Here is a 16,097-nt window from a genome sequence, read left to right on the forward strand (position 1 = left end):
GTCTTCAAGTTCATTAGCGATGTCGGAAGTATCTTGTAAGTATTTCTTCCAAGACATGCATCTTTACCATGCCGGTTTACCGAACTCTAACCTGACTGCGCTATCTCTGCGGACGGGCTGCCGAAAGCCGTCCGTGATGAACTGGTGCCAGACTGAAATGGAGCGGGCCCGCAAGCCCGTACATGCAGGTTCAAATCCTGCCCAGTTCTCCAAGGGCCACACTCCGGCGACGAATTGGCAGACGTTGACACCAACATCGCATTCGACATGACCCTTTGGATTTAGACCGAACAGGCCGGATCGTTGCGATCACATCGCAAGGGCGTCCCCGTAACCTTGATCAGACAGAAAGTGCTCTGCAGCATGGAAAAGATTGATCGTTTAGCGTGGGTCGACGCCGCCAAAGGTGTCTCGATCATCCTGGTTGTGATGATGTACTCGGCCTACAATACCGGCGAATATACCGGGCAGGTCGGCTTTCTACACTATGTCATCGGTTTCGCCACGCCATTCCGGATGCCGGAATTCTTCCTGATCTCGGGTCTGTTCCTGTCGCAGGTTATCGCCCGCCCGTGTTTGCAGTTCGTCGACCGCCGGGTGGTCCATTACCTTTATTTCTACGTGCTCTGGGTCACGATCATGCTTGGCCTCAAGATCGGGGTCTACGAGCTCGATCTCAGCAAGATGCTGAAGGAGCTGGCGTTTGCGATGGTCCAGCCCTACGGCGTTTTGTGGTTCGTCTATCTGCTTGCCATTTTCGGACTGGTGACGAAGCTGTTCTACCAGCTGTCTGTCCCGGCCTGGGTGGTTCTTCCGGTCGCGATCGGCCTTGAGGTCTGGTCGCCGCACTCGGCGAGCTACGTGGTGACGCAGTTTGCCGCGTATTTCGTCTTCTTCTATCTCGGCTTCCTGACGGGTCCCGCTATTCTGAAGCTGGTCGATCTCTGCCAGCGCTATCCGGCGAGAGCCTGGGCTGCGCTGTGCGTCTGGGCGCTGGTCAACGGAGTGCTCGTGTTTTCATCCGGCTATGCGGTTCAACCGGTCGGGATGCAGATGGGGTCTGCGGTGTTGCCAGGGATGCATTTCGTGCTTGCTGTCGCTGGAACGCTGGCGCTTTGCATCGCTTGCGGCCTCGTCGTCCAACTGCCGTTCTCGCGCTGGCTGGTCTGGCTCGGCAAGCATTCGCTTGTCGTCTACCTCGCCTTTACCATTCCGATGTCTCTGTTCAGGGCAGTGGCGCTCAAGACCGGACTGATTACCGACACGGGACTGCTGAGCGTTTCGGTGATGATCGTGTCGATCGTGAGCTCGCTCATCGTCTACGCGATTGTCAGGGCGACAGGGATCGGCAACTTCCTGTTCGAGCGGCCCCGTTGGGCCTCGCTTTTGCACCGCAAGGGTGGATCCGTCGACGCCGCAACACCCGTCACGGCTGTCGTCAAGAACTGAAGGTCAGCCCGGACGCCGCGCCAGCAGCATGTAATTGACGTCCATGTCGGATGACAGGTTCCAGCGGTCGCTGAGCGGGTTGAAGAACACGCCGGTGCGGTGAATGATCTCCATGCCGCTTTTTGACAGCGGCTTTTCGATCTCTTCCGGGCGCACAAGCTTGTCGTACTGATGGGTGCCGCGCGGCAACCAGCGGAGAATGTTTTCCGCAGCAAAGATCGCCAGCGCGCCGGCTTTCAGCGTGCGGTTGATGGTCGCCACGAACATCAGGCCGCCTGGCTTCACCAGCGACGCGCAAGTCGTGATGAAAAAATCGACGTCAGCGACGTGTTCGACTACTTCCATGTTCATGACCACGTCGAACATTTCGCCGGATGCGGCCAGGTCTTCGGCGGTGACTGCGCGATAATCGACGGTGACGCCGGTCTCAGCGGCGTGGGTGGAAGCGATGCCGATGTTCTTTTCTGACGGGTCCGCGCCGACAACGGTCGCACCCATGCGGGCCATCGGCTCCGACAACAGACCGCCGCCACATCCGATATCGAGGATGCGAAGACCGGCAAGCGGCTGGTGACCGTTGGGGTCACGGCCGAAATGCTCGCAGATCCGGTCGCGAAGATAGGAGAGGCGGACCGGATTGAACTTGTGGAGAGGCCGAAACTTCCCTGTCGGGTTCCACCACTCAGCTGCCATTTTCGAGAACCATTCAACCTGGTCCTTATCGACTGTGCTGCGTGTGGTTTCGGTCATATCGTCATCCTCTCGTACTAGGGCCTGAAGTCGGATGATCCCGGGTTGATGTCAAGGGGTGACATCGCCGCGGAGGTCGCGCGACAGCTTAGTCATTGTTTTCCAGTGAGCAGGCGGGGATGAACCGTTGCTTACGGCGAGGAGAAAAAGGGTGAATGACAGTCAAATACATCATTCATTCGCCATTCAGCCGACAACTGGAACAATAGGCCGTTCCGAGCATTTAGGCTGAAAATTACGGGGCGCAAAACGGAAGCAATTCCGACCGCTTATGTTTTCCAGGAGGAAACAGGTGAAAAAGTTACTTTTACGGGTAGCCGCTCTCGGCGCCTTGATGCTGGCGCCGTCGATTGCTTCGGCTGCCGTGCAGGGATTCGCAACCGCGAACGTGAACATGCGGTCAGGTCCGAGCACCGCCTATCCGGCGGTCACAGTGATCCCGGTCAGCGCGACCGTTACCATCAACGGCTGCATGAGCAGCGTGAACTGGTGCGACGTTTCGTTCTACGGCGGTCGTGGCTGGGTGTCGGGAAACTATGTCCAGGCGGCGTACCGTTCGAACCGCGTCTATGTCGCGCCCGACTACTATCAGGGTCTCGGCATCCCGACGGTGACCTTCGAAGTCAACGACTACTGGGGCCGCCATTACAGAGAGCGCAATTTCTATCGCGAACGTGATCGCTGGCGCGATTACAATTGGCGCGCCGATCGTCAGCCGCCGCCACCGCCGCGTTGGGATCGTGACAGACGTCCGCCGCCACCGCCTCCGGGTTGGGACCGCGACCGCGATCGTGACCGCTGGGACAACCGTCCCGGTTGGGACCGTGATCGCGGTGACCGCCGCGACCCGCCACGCGTCGACCGAGACCGAGACCGGGACGATCGTCGCCCACCGCCGCGTATCGATCGTGACGACGACCGTCGCCCTCCACCACCGCGTATCGACCGCGACCGGGATGACCGCCGTCCGCCACCGCGGATTGATCGCGACGACGACCGTCGCCCACCACCGCCGCGCATGGATCGTGGCGATGACCGCAGGGACGATCGCCGCCCGCCGCCGCGTGCCGAGCGCAATGACGAACGCAGAGAAGAACGTCGTCAGGAACCGCGTGCAGAGCGTAATAACGACCGTCGCGCCCCGCAGGGTGAAACTGAGCAGTGCGTCGGCCCGGGTTGCCGCAATCGCTAAGGCGATAACGGTGGACGAGCTCCGCCGTGAACGGTTATAGTTGATGATAGTCGGGGGCCGCGAAAGCGGCCCTTTTCATGTTCGGCGATTTTCCGCGGATAATCGCGAAATACTGCCTCCGGTTTTTGCCGGGCGTACCGTTCTGGCCTGTTCCGGCCATTGCACCGCCAGCCCCTTTTCGATATGAGACCCCCGCAACTTTGTGACTCCAGGCCTTGAGGCCTGGATAGCAGAGAAACGGGAAGCAGACGTTCCAGCGGTTCGTGCCGGGACGAAACAGTGGTTTTTGTCGAATGGCTCGCATCGTGATGAAGTTCGGCGGCACGTCCGTCGCCAATCTTGACCGTATCCACAATGTGGCACGCCATGTGAAACGCGAGGTCGACGCGGGCCATGAAGTGGCCGTCGTCGTTTCCGCCATGTCGGGCAAGACCAACGAGCTGGTGGGCTGGGTACAGGACACGCCGAAGGTCAATGGTGCTGACTCTCCCTTTTACGACGCGCGCGAATACGATGCCGTCGTCGCCTCCGGCGAGCAGGTGACATCAGGTCTGCTTGCGATCGCGCTTCAGTCGATGGGGATCAACGCGCGTTCCTGGCAGGGCTGGCAGTTGCCGATCCGCACCGACAATGCGCACGGCGCGGCACGCATTCAGGAAATCGACGGTTCCGACATCATCAAGCGGATGGGCGAGGGCCAGGTGGCCGTCGTTGCCGGCTTCCAGGGCATCGGCCCGGACAACCGGATCGCGACGCTCGGTCGCGGCGGTTCCGACACTTCGGCGGTGGCGATTGCTGCCGCTCTCAAGGCCGATCGTTGCGACATCTATACGGATGTCGATGGCGTCTATACGACGGACCCGCGCATCGTGCCCAAGGCGCGGCGCCTGAAGAAGATTTCGTTCGAGGAAATGCTCGAAATGGCATCACTCGGCGCCAAGGTGTTGCAGGTGCGTTCTGTGGAACTTGCCATGGTTCACAAGGTCCGCACCTTCGTGCGCTCCAGTTTCGAGGATCCCGATGCACCGGGCATGGGCGACCTCATCAACCCGCCCGGTACTTTGATTTGCGACGAGGAAGAGATCGTGGAACAGGAAGTCGTCACCGGCATCGCCTACGCCAAGGATGAAGCGCAGATCTCCCTGCGTCGTCTCTCCGACCGGCCCGGCGTTTCTGCCGCCATCTTCGGCCCGCTGGCCGAAAATCACATCAATGTCGACATGATCGTCCAGAACATTTCCGAGGACGGATCAAAGACCGACATGACCTTTACGGTGCCTTACGGGGACGTGGCGAAGGCCATCAGCGTTCTCGAAGACAACAAGGACAAGATCGGCTTCGACGTCGTGCAGAGCGAATCGGGTCTCGCCAAGGTGTCGGTGATCGGCATCGGCATGCGCAGCCATGCTGGCGTTGCGGCGACCGCTTTCAAGGCACTTGCCGAAAAGTCGATCAACATCAAGGCGATCACCACCTCGGAAATCAAGATTTCGATCCTGATCGCCGGCGACTACTCGGAACTTGCAGTTCGGTCTTTGCATTCCGCCTACGGTCTCGATAAGACTTGATCGTCAACCGGTTCGCCGCGTGGGTGTGAAACTCGCGCGGCCACTTCCGGATTAAAGATGCATTCGGGAGCAATGATGCCGATGAGAGACATGTCGGCCGGGCCGCGCGTTCTTCTGAAGCGGCTCCGCGAGTTGATGGCCGAGCCACTTGAGCCGCAGGAGCGGCTTGACCGGATCGTGCGCCAGATCGCCAGCAACATGGTGGCGGAGGTTTGCTCCGTCTATGTATTGCGCTCCGATGGTGTGCTCGAGCTTTATGCCACCGAGGGCCTCAACAAGGAGGCTGTCCATACATCGCAGCTGAAGATGGGGCAGGGTCTGGTCGGCACGATTGCCGCCTCGGCACAGCCGCTCAATCTTTCCGATGCGCAGGCGCATCCAGCATTCCGCTACCTGCCCGAGACCGGCGAAGAGATTTACCATTCGTTCCTTGGCGTGCCGATCCTGCGCGCCGGCCGCACGCTCGGCGTTCTCGTCGTGCAGAACAAGGCCAGCCGCAACTACCGCGAAGACGAGGTCGAGGCGCTCGAGACGACGGCGATGGTGATCGCCGAGATGATCGCGACCGGCGACCTGAAGAAGATCACGGCACCGGGGCTGGAGCTGGACCTCACCCGCGCCGTCACGATCGCGGCCAACGGCTATAACGAGGGCATCGGGCTCGGCCATGTCGTGCTGCACGAGCCGCGCATCGTCGTTACCAATCTTCTCAACGAGGACTCGGACAAGGAAATCCTCCGTCTGGCCGAAGCGCTCGGATCGCTCCGGATCTCGATCGACGACATGCTGCAGCGCCGCGACGTGGCGCAGGAGGGCGAGCACCGCGAGGTTCTCGAGACATACCGCATGTTTGCGCACGACCAGGGATGGGTGCGCCGCATGGAAGAGGCGATCCATAACGGGCTGACAGCGGAAGCCGCTGTCGAAAAGGTGCAGAGCGACACGAAGGCGCGGATGATGCGCCTGACCGACCCATATCTGCGCGAGCGGATGCACGATTTCGACGATCTGGCCAACCGGCTGCTGCGCCAGCTGACCGGCTATTCCGGCCGGGCGACGGACGAAAACTTCCCGATCGATGCGATCATTCTGGCGCGTGCCATGGGTGCGGCGGAACTGCTCGATTACCCGCGCGAGAACCTGCGTGGTCTTGTGCTGGAAGAAGGCGCTGTCACCAGCCATGTGGTGATCGTGGCCCGTGCCATGGGCATTCCTGTTGTCGGCCAGGCGACGGGTCTGGTGGCGCTTGCCGAAAACGGCGATCCGATCATCATCGACGGCGACGACGGCCAGGTGCATGTGCGCCCGATGGCCGATCTGCAAAAGGCCTATGAGGAAAAGGTCAAGCTGCGGGCCCGGCGCCAGGAGCAGTTCAAGGCGCTGCGCTCGGTCGAACCCGTCACCAAGGACGGTAAGGCGATCAGCCTCAACATGAATGCCGGCCTGCTGGTGGATCTTCCGCAGCTTGCCGAATCCGGCGCGCAGGGCATCGGCCTGTTCAGGACCGAGCTGCAGTTCATGATTGCCTCGACCATGCCGAAGCTTGAGGAGCAGGAGGCGTTCTATCGCGCCGTGATCCGTCAGGCGGCTGGCCTTCCCGTGACGTTCCGCACGCTCGATATCGGTGGCGACAAGGTGGTCTCCTACCTGCGCAGCCAGGAAGAGGAAAACCCGGCGCTGGGATGGCGGGCGATCCGCCTGTCACTTGACCGGCCCGGCCTTTTGCGCACCCAGATGCGCGCGCTGCTGCGGGCATCCGCGGGTGCAGAGCTTCGCATGATGCTGCCGATGATCACCGAGGTTTCAGAAATCCGCGCGGTGCGCGAGCTGTTCCAGAAGGAAGTCCAGCATCTCTCCAAATTCGGCCACAGCCTGCCGCGCAAGCTGCAGTTCGGCGCGATGCTGGAAGTGCCGTCGCTGATGTGGCAGCTGGATGAACTGATGGCGGAAGTGGATTTCGTGTCGGTCGGTTCAAACGACCTGTTCCAGTTCGCCATGGCCGCCGACCGGGGCAATGCGCGTGTTTCCGACCGGTTCGATATTCTCGGCAAGCCGTTCCTGCGCATTCTGCGCGACATCGCGCGTGCCGGCGATAAGAACCGCACGCCGGTGACGCTGTGCGGCGAGATGGCCGGCAAGCCGCTTTCGGCCATGGCGCTGATCGGCGTCGGTTTCCGCTCGGTGTCGATGGCGGCAACCTCGATCGGGCCGGTGAAGGCGATGCTGCTCGGTCTCGATGCGGGCCTGCTCGCTGAGGAACTGAACGCCGCGCTGGACGACGTGCGCTCGGACGAGCCGATCCGCAATTTGCTGTTGCGGTTTGCGGAAACCAACAACATTCCCGTATAGAAAAACACAAAGAACAAGAGTGGAGTGATTGGGTGGCGAAGCTTCCTGTCGAAAAGATGCGCGAACTGGAACGCCGGTTCGGCGAGATCGAGGCGCGCATGTCGGAAGGTCCGGCTGCCGATGTCTATGTAAAGCTTGCGTCGGAATATTCCGAGTTGCAGCCGGTGGTCACCAAGAGCCGTGAATATGAAAAGACGCTGACTGAAGTCGCCGACCTTCGGGCGATGCTTGTCGACAAGGCGACCGACCGCGAGATGCGCGAGTTGGCCGAGATGGAGCTGCCGGATGCGGAAGAGCGCATCGAGCAGCTGGAAAAGGACATGCAGATCCTGCTGCTTCCCAAGGATGCAGCCGACGAGCGCAGTGCTATCCTGGAAATCCGCGCCGGCACCGGCGGTAACGAGGCGGCGCTGTTTGCCGGCGACCTGTTTCGCATGTACGAGCGTTACGCGAGTGCCCATGGCTGGAAGGTGGAAGTGCTGTCTGCCAGCGACGGCGAAGCGGGCGGTTTCCGCGAAGTCATCGCCACCGTGACCGGCCGCGGCGTGTTTTCCAAGCTGAAATTCGAAAGCGGCGTGCACCGGGTGCAGCGCGTGCCCGATACGGAAACGCAGGGGCGCATCCATACCTCGGCTGCGACAGTCGCAGTTTTGCCCGAAGCGGAAGAGATCGACATCGAGATCAAGGCGGACGATATCCGCATCGATACGATGCGGGCATCCGGCGCCGGCGGCCAGCACGTCAACACCACCGACTCTGCCGTTCGCATCACCCACCTGCCGACGGGGCTGGTTGTCACCAGTTCGGAGAAATCGCAGCACCAGAACCGTGCAAAAGCCATGCAGGTCCTGCGCTCGAGGCTCTACGACATGGAGCGGCAGAAAGCCGACAGCGAACGCTCCGCAGACCGCAAGAGCCAGGTCGGCTCGGGCGACCGTTCGGAGCGCATCCGCACCTACAATTTCCCTCAAGGACGTGTGACCGACCACCGTATCAACCTGACGCTCTACAAGCTCGACCGGATGATGATCGGCGAGATCGACGAAGTCGTCGATGCGCTGATTTCGGATTATCAGGCCGGACAGCTGGCGCAGCTTGGCGAGCAGCACGGATGAGCCAGCACCCGGCGTCTGTGCTGAAGGCGGTGGTGGCGGATGCAAGGGCGCAGCTTGCCGCAGCAGGGATCGCCGATGCGGCCATCGAGGCAAGGCTTCTGATCGGCGGCTTGCTGGGACTTTCCTCGACCGAGGTGTTCGTTGATGGCGACCGTGTTGTCGATGCCCTCGACATGGCCCGGATTGCGGACGCGGTGGCCAGGCGGCTGGGTCACGAGCCGGTTCACCGTATTCTAGGAATGCGGGCGTTTCACGGGCTGGACCTGTTGCTCTCGAAAGAGACGCTGGAGCCGCGGCCGGATACCGAACTCCTGGTCGAATGCATGCTGCCCGTGCTCAGACGGATCGTTGCGGATAAGGGCCATGCCCGCGTGCTCGATCTTGGCACCGGGACCGGCGCCATCATTCTGGCACTGCTGAGCGAGGTTCCGCAAGCGACGGGCGTCGGCTCCGATATCTCTGACGATGCGCTTTCGACGGCGACGCGCAATGCGCAACGTCTTGATCTTGGCGAGCGGTTTCAGGGCGTCAGAAGTCATTGGTTTGACGCAATTGACGGGCGTTTCGACATAATCGTGTCAAACCCGCCCTATATCAGAAGCGATGTCATTCCTGAACTAGAGCCGGAAGTTCGCGATTTCGATCCGCCGGCCGCGTTGGACGGCGGACCCGATGGCCTGGATGCCTACCGGGCAATCGCATCGCAGGCCGAGCACTTTCTCGAACTGCGCGGTCCACAGGAAGACGGCTCGTTTCCCAAGGACGAAGGGTCGATCGGCGTCGAGATCGGGTTCGATCAGCGAGACACGGTGACACGTATCTTTGAGGATGCAGGCTTCATCTTGACGCAAGCAAGACGTGATTATGGTAACAACGATCGCGTGCTTGTCTTTACGAGAGGTGGCCCTTGATTATCCAGGCTTTCGATGTTGCAAAGCAAAAGAAAGGGCTTGGAATCCTTCAGGAAGCGAGTTAGCGTAAATCACGCATCGGGGCGGCTGGGAGTGAACAACGATTCGTTCTCGCTAAAAGGTCAACCGTAGAACCGGCTCTTTTCGAAGACCGAGCAGGTTGAGCAGATCCAGTGCGTGATCAGGTAATTTGACTTTGAAAGCGGCAGGCCGCCTTGGTCGACCTGCGCATGGCACGCGAAGTCCTGTTCCGGCGATGACCGGCGGGCCGCGTGGCCTTTTATCAGCGAAGACAGAGAGTTGGTGAACGATATATGAGGCCAGGACAGCAAAACAAGCGCGGTCGGGGGCGTGGCAGCAACAATGGCGGCAGCAGCAATGGCGGCGGCGGCGGCAGCGGCGGTGGAAACAACAATTTCAATCGCAAGGGCGGCAACCCGCTCAGCCGGTCCTATGACAGCTCCGGCCCGGATGTAAAAATCCGCGGCACCGCTCAGCACATCGCCGAAAAATACTCGACGCTTGCTCGTGATGCGCAAAGCGCAGGCGACCGTGTCATGGCCGAAAACTACCTGCAGCATGCGGAACACTATTACCGCATCATTGCTGCAGCGCAGGCACAGATGCAGGACCGTTTCCAGCATCAGGAGCGTGGCGAATACCAGGACCGCGACGGCAACTCGATCGATCAAGACGATATGGATCAGGGTGACGGCGACGATATGGGCTACGCACCACAGCCGATGATGGACGAGCAGCCACGCCGCGAGCATAATTCCAGCCAGAACTCTGGACAGCACTCAGGCCAGAATTCCGGTCAAAACTCTGGACAGAACCCGGGTCAAAACTCTGGGCACAACCAGGGCAGCCAGTCCGGCCAGGACCAGCAGCCGCGCGAAAACCGGCGTGACCGAAACGAGCGCCGCGAGCGTCGCCCGGAACGTCCCGACCGCCCAGAGCGTCAGGACCGTGCAGAGCGCGCACCTGAACAGGGCAGCGAGCAGCCGATGGAGCAGCCTGCTGCACCGGCTGCCGAACAGCCGGTCGCTCCGACACGGACCAGACAGCGCGCGCCTCAGGTCACCGAAGCTCCGGTAGCCGTTGCGCCTGTGGTCGATGGATCCGGCCCGCAGCCTGATATCGAGGGCACGCCGGTCGAGGTTTCGGTCGAAGAGGAATCGCAGACGGAAGCCACGCCACGCCGTCGCCGCACGGCAGGTAACCGTCCACGTCGCCAGACCCGCAAGGATGCCGATGCGGCAGACGGCGGAGATGCCGGCGACGGTGACGACAAGCCGGCCTTGGCAGAAGCTGGCGAATAAGCCGGTCTGACACTACGATTGATATGAAAACTCCGGTCGAAAGGCCGGAGTTTTTCTTTGAGGGGTAGCCGAATGCTCGTGCGGGAGATCGCCATGCTGCACCTGGCTCGTCTTGGATCCTGTCCCTTGCACGTTTTGCACCTGTTACCTTGCCGGTCTTACCCGGGTGCGGCGGCGAGTTGTCGGCTCGACGACATCGCGCGATCCCGGCTCGATCGACGCCGCGCCAATATCGCCTAAATCCTCTTGTCCGCTTCTTTAAATCGCAAAATCGCGCTCCCATATCTTCATCAAGGCCGGTTGGCCGGCCGGGTTCGCCTTTGAAGGGAGCCCCATCTCAATCATCGGTCTGTGCCTCCATGGAGGGCAGGGCGATTCAGGAGGTTTATCTTATGAACATCGAAAAATATTCCGAGCGGGTACGGGGCTTCCTTCAGTCTGCCCAGACCCAGGCCCTGTCCGCTGGTCATCAGCAGTTTACGCCAGAGCACCTGCTCAAGGTTCTGCTCGACGACGACCAGGGCATGGCTTCCGCATTGATCGAACGCGCAGGCGGCAGCGCCAAGGATGCGCGGATTGCAAACGATGCGGCGCTTTCCAAACTGCCAAAGGTTTCCGGCGGCAATGGCGAGATCTATCTTTCGCAGCCGCTGGCGAAAGTGTTTTCGACGGCCGAGGAAGCTGCCAAGAAAGCCGGTGACAGCTTTGTCACGGTCGAACGACTGCTGCTGGCGCTTTTGATCGAAAGCTCGGCCTCGACATCGGCCAGCCTGAAGAAGGCGGGGCTGACGGCGCAGGGTCTCAACCAGGTCATCAATGACCTGCGCAAGGGTCGCACCGCCGACAGCGCGACCGCTGAACAGGGCTTCGAGGCTCTGAAGAAATATGCTCGCGACCTGACGACCGAAGCGCGCGATGGCCGGCTTGATCCGGTGATCGGCCGTGACGACGAAATCCGCCGCACGATCCAGGTTCTGTCGCGCCGCACCAAGAACAATCCCGTCCTGATCGGCGAGCCCGGCGTCGGCAAGACGGCGATCGCCGAAGGTCTGGCGCTGCGCATCGTCAATGGCGACGTGCCGGAAAGCCTCAAAGACAAGAAGCTGATGGCGCTCGACATGGGTGCGCTGATTGCCGGTGCGAAATACCGCGGCGAGTTCGAAGAGCGGCTGAAGAGCGTGTTGAACGAGGTGCAGTCGGAAAACGGCGAGATCATCCTGTTCATCGACGAAATGCACACGCTGGTCGGAGCCGGCAAGGCGGATGGCGCGATGGACGCGTCCAACCTTCTGAAGCCCGCCCTTGCCCGCGGCGAGCTGCATTGCGTCGGCGCGACCACGCTCGACGAATACCGCAAGCATGTGGAAAAGGATCCGGCGCTTGCCCGTCGTTTCCAGCCGGTCATGGTCGAGGAGCCGACGGTCGAGGATACGATCTCGATCCTGCGCGGCCTCAAGGAGAAATACGAGCAGCACCATAAGGTCCGCATCTCGGATTCGGCGCTGGTCGCGGCCGCGACCCTGTCCAGCCGCTACATTGCCGACCGGTTCCTGCCGGACAAGGCAATCGACCTGATGGACGAAGCCGCATCGCGGTTGCGGATGCAGGTGGATTCCAAGCCCGAAGAGCTGGACGAACTCGATCGCCGCATCATGCAGCTGAAGATCGAGCGCGAGGCGCTGAAGAAGGAAACCGACACTGCTTCGGCCGACCGGCTGGTGCGGCTGGAAACCGAAGTGACGTCGCTGGAAGAGCAGGCAGATGCGCTGACCGCGCGCTGGCAGGCTGAAAAGCAGAAGCTTGGACTTGCCGCCGATCTCAAGGGCAAGCTCGACGAAGCACGCAACGAACTCGCCACTGCCCAGCGCAAGGGTGAGTACCAGCGGGCCGGCGAGCTGACCTACGGCGTCATTCCCGATCTCGAAAAGGAGCTCGCACAGGCGGAAGCACAGGACAGTTCCACCAATGCCATGGTGCAGGAAGTGGTCAATCCCGATGCGATCGCGCATGTGGTGTCCCGCTGGACTGGTATTCCCGTCGACAAGATGCTGGAAGGCGAGCGCGACAAGCTGCTGCGGATGGAAGACGAGTTGGCGAAATCGGTCGTCGGTCAGGGCGATGCAGTTCAGGCCGTGTCGCGCGCGGTTCGCCGTTCGCGTGCCGGCCTGCAGGATCCGAACCGGCCGATCGGCTCGTTCATCTTCCTCGGCCCGACCGGCGTCGGCAAGACCGAGCTCACCAAGTCGCTCGCGCGCTTCATGTTCGACGACGAGACGGCGATGGTGCGGCTCGACATGTCGGAATACATGGAGAAGCATTCGGTCTCGCGTCTGATCGGCGCGCCTCCCGGCTATGTCGGATATGACGAAGGTGGAGCACTGACCGAAGCCATTAGGCGCAAGCCCTATCAGATCGTTCTGTTCGACGAGATCGAGAAGGCGCATCCCGACGTGTTCAACGTTCTCCTGCAGGTTCTCGACGACGGGCGCCTGACGGACGGGCAGGGCCGCACGGTCGACTTCAAGAACACGATGATCATCATGACATCCAATCTCGGGGCCGAATATCTGACCGGCCTTCGCGAGGACGAGGATTCTGAAATCGTGCGCGAGCAGGTGATGGGCGTGGTGAAAGCCTCGTTCCGGCCTGAGTTCCTCAACCGCGTCGACGAAATCATCCTGTTCCACAGGCTGAAGCGCAACGAGATGGGTGCGATCGTTGATATCCAGCTGCAGCGCCTGCTGAAGCTTCTGGCCGATCGCAAGGTCGAACTGGAACTGGACAGCGATGCCCGCGAATGGCTGGCGAACAAGGGTTACGACCCGGTCTATGGCGCTCGTCCGCTGAAGCGGGTGATCCAGAAGTTCGTGCAGGACCCGTTGGCCGAGCAGATCCTTGCCGGACAGATCCCGGACGGATCGACGATCAACGTGACGTCGGGCTCAGACCGGCTGCTGTTTCGCATCAAGGGCAGCATGAGCGAAGCGGCATAAACGCAAACCGCGATCGAAAAATGAGGCCGCACCGGAAACGGGGCGGCCTTTTTCGTATTAGGGCAAGATTAGCGGCTGGCGACTTCGGCCGGTTTCGATGTGCTCTTCAGCAGCGCATCGATGCGGGTGCGTTCTTCCTCGAACCGCGCCAGTGCCTTGCCGTCGAGCGACTTGCCGCCGGGCAGGCGCACCTTCATCGGATCGACCTTGGTTCCGTTGACCACGAGTTCGTAGTGCAGATGGGCGCCCGTCGACTGGCCGGTCGAGCCGACATAGCCGATCACCTGACCCTGGGTTACCTTGGCGCCTTCGCGCACGCCCTTGGCGATTGCGCTCTGGTGATTGTAGGACGAGACGTAACCGTTGGCATGGCGCACGAGCGTCTGGTTGCCGTAACCGCCGCTGTCCCAGCCCGCCTTTTCGACGGTGCCGTTGCCCGTCGCGATGATCGGCGTGCCGCGCGGGGCCGCCCAGTCGGAGCCGGTATGCATCAACGCACGGCCGAGGATCGGATGGTTGCGCATGCCGAAGCCGGATGTGAACCGTCCGTTCGGAACCGGATTGCGCAGCAGGAACTGCCGGACACTGCGGCCGTCCTGATCGAAGTAGTCGACCGAACCGTCATCCTGGTCCTGGAACCGGTAAAACCGGGTGGTCGTGTCGCCGAACCGGGCGTTTACATAGAGAAGTTCCGAATCCCGGCTGGCCTGGCCCTTTTCGTCCGCGACGGAGAAGAAGGCCTCGATCATGTCGGAGGGGCGCAGCTGTGCCTGGAGATCGACATTGCTGGCCAGAAGCTTGACGAGCAGGGACGTCATATCGCTGTTCATGCCGTAGGAGAGGGCGGCGCGATAGATGCCGTCATAGACGTCGGGCAATTCACGACCGGCGACGATGGCCGGTTGCTCGCTGAACGCGGATGCCACCGCATCCAGCATCTGCGGTTCCTTGCCGTCGATGAAATGACCCTTGTCGTCGGCGGCAACCGTGATCTGGTGATTGCCGCGGCGATAGATGCTGGCGCGCACGACGAGGACCATCTGGCCCTCCTGGATCACGCCGATGCGGATCACGTCGCCGGCGGCCACATCCTCGCTGCCGATCCGCGACTTGAGATAGCCGGCAATTTCGCGGGCCTTGGTCTCGGGGTAGCCGACGGAGGTCATTGCCTGGGCGATCGTGGTCGGCTGGCGGACCGGGATGATATCGTCTGCATATTCGCGGCTGCGGGCGGTAAACGGTTCGGGCGTCGAGACCGACATGTTCTGCTCGACGATGCGCGCAGCGAGACCCGATGTCAGGTCGACATCCTCATCTTCGGAGGAGAAGCGCTGCGGGTCGACATAATAGAGCGCCGAGAGCTGCGTATTGCCCGAAGTCAGCACGGATCCGTTGGAGCGGACGTTTTCTTCCACTTCCTCCAGCGTCATCGGCGCCGCATAAGCATAAGTGCCGCCCTTCACGGGGAAGGGCACGGTCTGCAGGCTGACATCGGATTCCACATTGGATCCGTAGATCACGCCGGTGCGGCTGTTGGGCGGCGGCGGCGCTTCGCTGGAAGAGAAGATGCTGAGCGGATCGAATTTCGGATAGGCTTCCGGCGCGACGTTGTTGACGGCAAGGTTCATCTTCACATGCGCGAAGGGCCGGCGGCGCACGACTTCCTTATTGCCCTCGTGAACGACGGTCGACACTTCCATGATCCGTCGATCGGTCGGCATGGCGACGATATTGCCGCCGAGCAGGCGCTTGCCGCGCGACGTGATGTCGTCGTCATGATCCGAGGGGACCGCGGCAGAGGCTTCGGCAGGGGTGGCAAGCTGCTGGCGCCCATCAAGCGCTGCAAACAGCGCGACGCCCATCAGGAGAGACGATGTAATGCCGGTCAGGAACGTGCCGGAAAGCCAGCGCATTGAAATTTCGCGCCGATCCGGCGCGCGACGGCCATCGGCGAGGATCGGCGGTTCGTTGCCGAGCGTGCGTATCATGCTGCGGGCCGTCATCATGCCAGTCTTTGCCAGTCCCGTGATGCGTGTTCTTCCATAGACAGCAAGGGAATGCTGCCTGCAGTACCTTGGGCCAAACATGTGCCCGTTTCAGCGCCATGAGTCAAACTCGGCTCGGGGGTCGAAGACCCTGGCCTTCGCGCGTACTCTATAGGGGCGAAATCACTCTTCATATGCAAAGCTCTTCCCATGCGATTGTGAAGATGTCGGGGCGGTTTCAAGGCGGGGCCAAAGACAGGGTGGATTGCACACATAAACCTGGCGCCAAATACCCCGTTTTGGGGCTCTTTCTGGTGGATTCCGATTTTATAGCGTCAAATCAGCAACTTACCGTTTTCTTGAAGTTTTTGCGACTAGGCCTGTTGACTTGTTCTGGGGGTCGGATCTATAACCCGCTCACTGAACGAGGGCGGCGGCGCTGCTAGCGACGGACTTCTTCGTT

General features: G+C 61.2%; 10 protein-coding genes and 1 tRNA gene. 9 read left to right on the forward strand and 2 right to left on the reverse strand.

Annotation, left to right across the window (positions count from 1 at the left end; all coding sequences use genetic code 11):
- Nucleotides 1–138: 138 nt before the first annotated feature.
- Both ASF70_RS23860 and ASF70_RS03670 read left to right on the forward strand, forming a co-directional pair.
- Nucleotides 139–212: transfer RNA gene (locus ASF70_RS23860), tRNA-Ala, on the forward strand.
- 151 nt (nucleotides 213–363) lie between these two features.
- Nucleotides 364–1,449 carry an acyltransferase family protein gene (locus ASF70_RS03670; protein ID WP_062577497.1) on the forward strand — a complete coding sequence of 362 codons (1,086 nt, stop codon included), beginning with the start codon at nucleotides 364–366 and terminating at the stop codon, nucleotides 1,447–1,449.
- A 3-nt stretch (nucleotides 1,450–1,452) separates the two neighbouring features.
- Here the strand turns inward: ASF70_RS03670 and ubiG are convergent, their stop codons facing one another.
- Complete coding sequence (gene ubiG / locus ASF70_RS03675; RefSeq protein ID WP_062577499.1) at nucleotides 1,453–2,199, reverse strand: bifunctional 2-polyprenyl-6-hydroxyphenol methylase/3-demethylubiquinol 3-O-methyltransferase UbiG; 747 nt, start codon at nucleotides 2,197–2,199, stop codon at nucleotides 1,453–1,455.
- Nucleotides 2,200–2,491: 292 nt separating this feature from the next.
- Here ubiG and ASF70_RS03680 point away from each other — a divergent pair, with 292 nt between their 5' ends.
- From ASF70_RS03680 to clpB, 7 genes are all read left to right on the forward strand, one after another.
- Nucleotides 2,492–3,391, forward strand: coding sequence for an SH3 domain-containing protein (locus ASF70_RS03680; protein ID WP_082471734.1), 900 nt, complete (start codon nucleotides 2,492–2,494; stop codon nucleotides 3,389–3,391).
- Between the two features lie 293 nt (nucleotides 3,392–3,684).
- Entirely contained in the window at nucleotides 3,685–4,959 is a 1,275-nt protein-coding gene (locus ASF70_RS03685; RefSeq protein WP_062577503.1) for an aspartate kinase, read from the forward strand.
- An 81-nt stretch (nucleotides 4,960–5,040) separates the two neighbouring features.
- Nucleotides 5,041–7,308, forward strand: a complete 2,268-nt coding sequence (ptsP, locus tag ASF70_RS03690) for a phosphoenolpyruvate--protein phosphotransferase (RefSeq protein WP_062577545.1) — start codon at nucleotides 5,041–5,043, stop codon at nucleotides 7,306–7,308.
- A 32-nt stretch (nucleotides 7,309–7,340) separates the two neighbouring features.
- Complete coding sequence (prfA, locus tag ASF70_RS03695; protein WP_062577507.1) at nucleotides 7,341–8,423, forward strand: peptide chain release factor 1; 1,083 nt, start codon at nucleotides 7,341–7,343, stop codon at nucleotides 8,421–8,423.
- Complete coding sequence (gene prmC, locus ASF70_RS03700) at nucleotides 8,420–9,334, forward strand: peptide chain release factor N(5)-glutamine methyltransferase (RefSeq protein WP_062577510.1); 915 nt, start codon at nucleotides 8,420–8,422, stop codon at nucleotides 9,332–9,334. Before prfA ends, prmC begins: the two co-directional genes overlap by 4 nt.
- A 314-nt stretch (nucleotides 9,335–9,648) precedes the next feature.
- Nucleotides 9,649–10,656: a DUF4167 domain-containing protein gene (locus tag ASF70_RS03705; protein WP_062454272.1), complete on the forward strand. Its 1,008-nt coding sequence runs from the start codon at nucleotides 9,649–9,651 to the stop codon at nucleotides 10,654–10,656.
- A gap of 392 nt (nucleotides 10,657–11,048) precedes the next feature.
- Complete coding sequence (clpB, locus tag ASF70_RS03710; RefSeq protein WP_062577547.1) at nucleotides 11,049–13,649, forward strand: ATP-dependent chaperone ClpB; 2,601 nt, start codon at nucleotides 11,049–11,051, stop codon at nucleotides 13,647–13,649.
- 68 nt (nucleotides 13,650–13,717) lie between these two features.
- Here clpB and ASF70_RS03715 read toward each other — a convergent pair whose 3' ends face one another.
- On the reverse strand, nucleotides 13,718–15,655 hold the full coding sequence (locus tag ASF70_RS03715; RefSeq protein WP_062577514.1) for a M23 family metallopeptidase: 1,938 nt from the start codon (nucleotides 15,653–15,655) through the stop codon (nucleotides 13,718–13,720).
- Nucleotides 15,656–16,097 lie beyond the last annotated feature (442 nt).

Source organism: Rhizobium sp. Leaf321, from assembly GCF_001423215.1.
Lineage (GTDB): Bacteria > Pseudomonadota > Alphaproteobacteria > Rhizobiales > Rhizobiaceae > Neorhizobium > Neorhizobium soli.

Coding starts and splice junctions, on each gene's coding strand:
- ASF70_RS03670 (WP_062577497.1), top strand. CDS start 364: ATGGAAAAGATTGATCGTTTAGCGTGGGTCGACGCCGCCAAAGGTGTC.
- ubiG (WP_062577499.1), bottom strand. CDS start 2,199: ATGACCGAAACCACACGCAGCACAGTCGATAAGGACCAGGTTGAATGG.
- ASF70_RS03685 (WP_062577503.1), top strand. CDS start 3,685: ATGGCTCGCATCGTGATGAAGTTCGGCGGCACGTCCGTCGCCAATCTT.
- ptsP (WP_062577545.1), top strand. CDS start 5,041: ATGAGAGACATGTCGGCCGGGCCGCGCGTTCTTCTGAAGCGGCTCCGC.
- prmC (WP_062577510.1), top strand. CDS start 8,420: ATGAGCCAGCACCCGGCGTCTGTGCTGAAGGCGGTGGTGGCGGATGCA.
- ASF70_RS03705 (WP_062454272.1), top strand. CDS start 9,649: ATGAGGCCAGGACAGCAAAACAAGCGCGGTCGGGGGCGTGGCAGCAAC.
- clpB (WP_062577547.1), top strand. CDS start 11,049: ATGAACATCGAAAAATATTCCGAGCGGGTACGGGGCTTCCTTCAGTCT.
- ASF70_RS03715 (WP_062577514.1), bottom strand. CDS start 15,655: ATGATGACGGCCCGCAGCATGATACGCACGCTCGGCAACGAACCGCCG.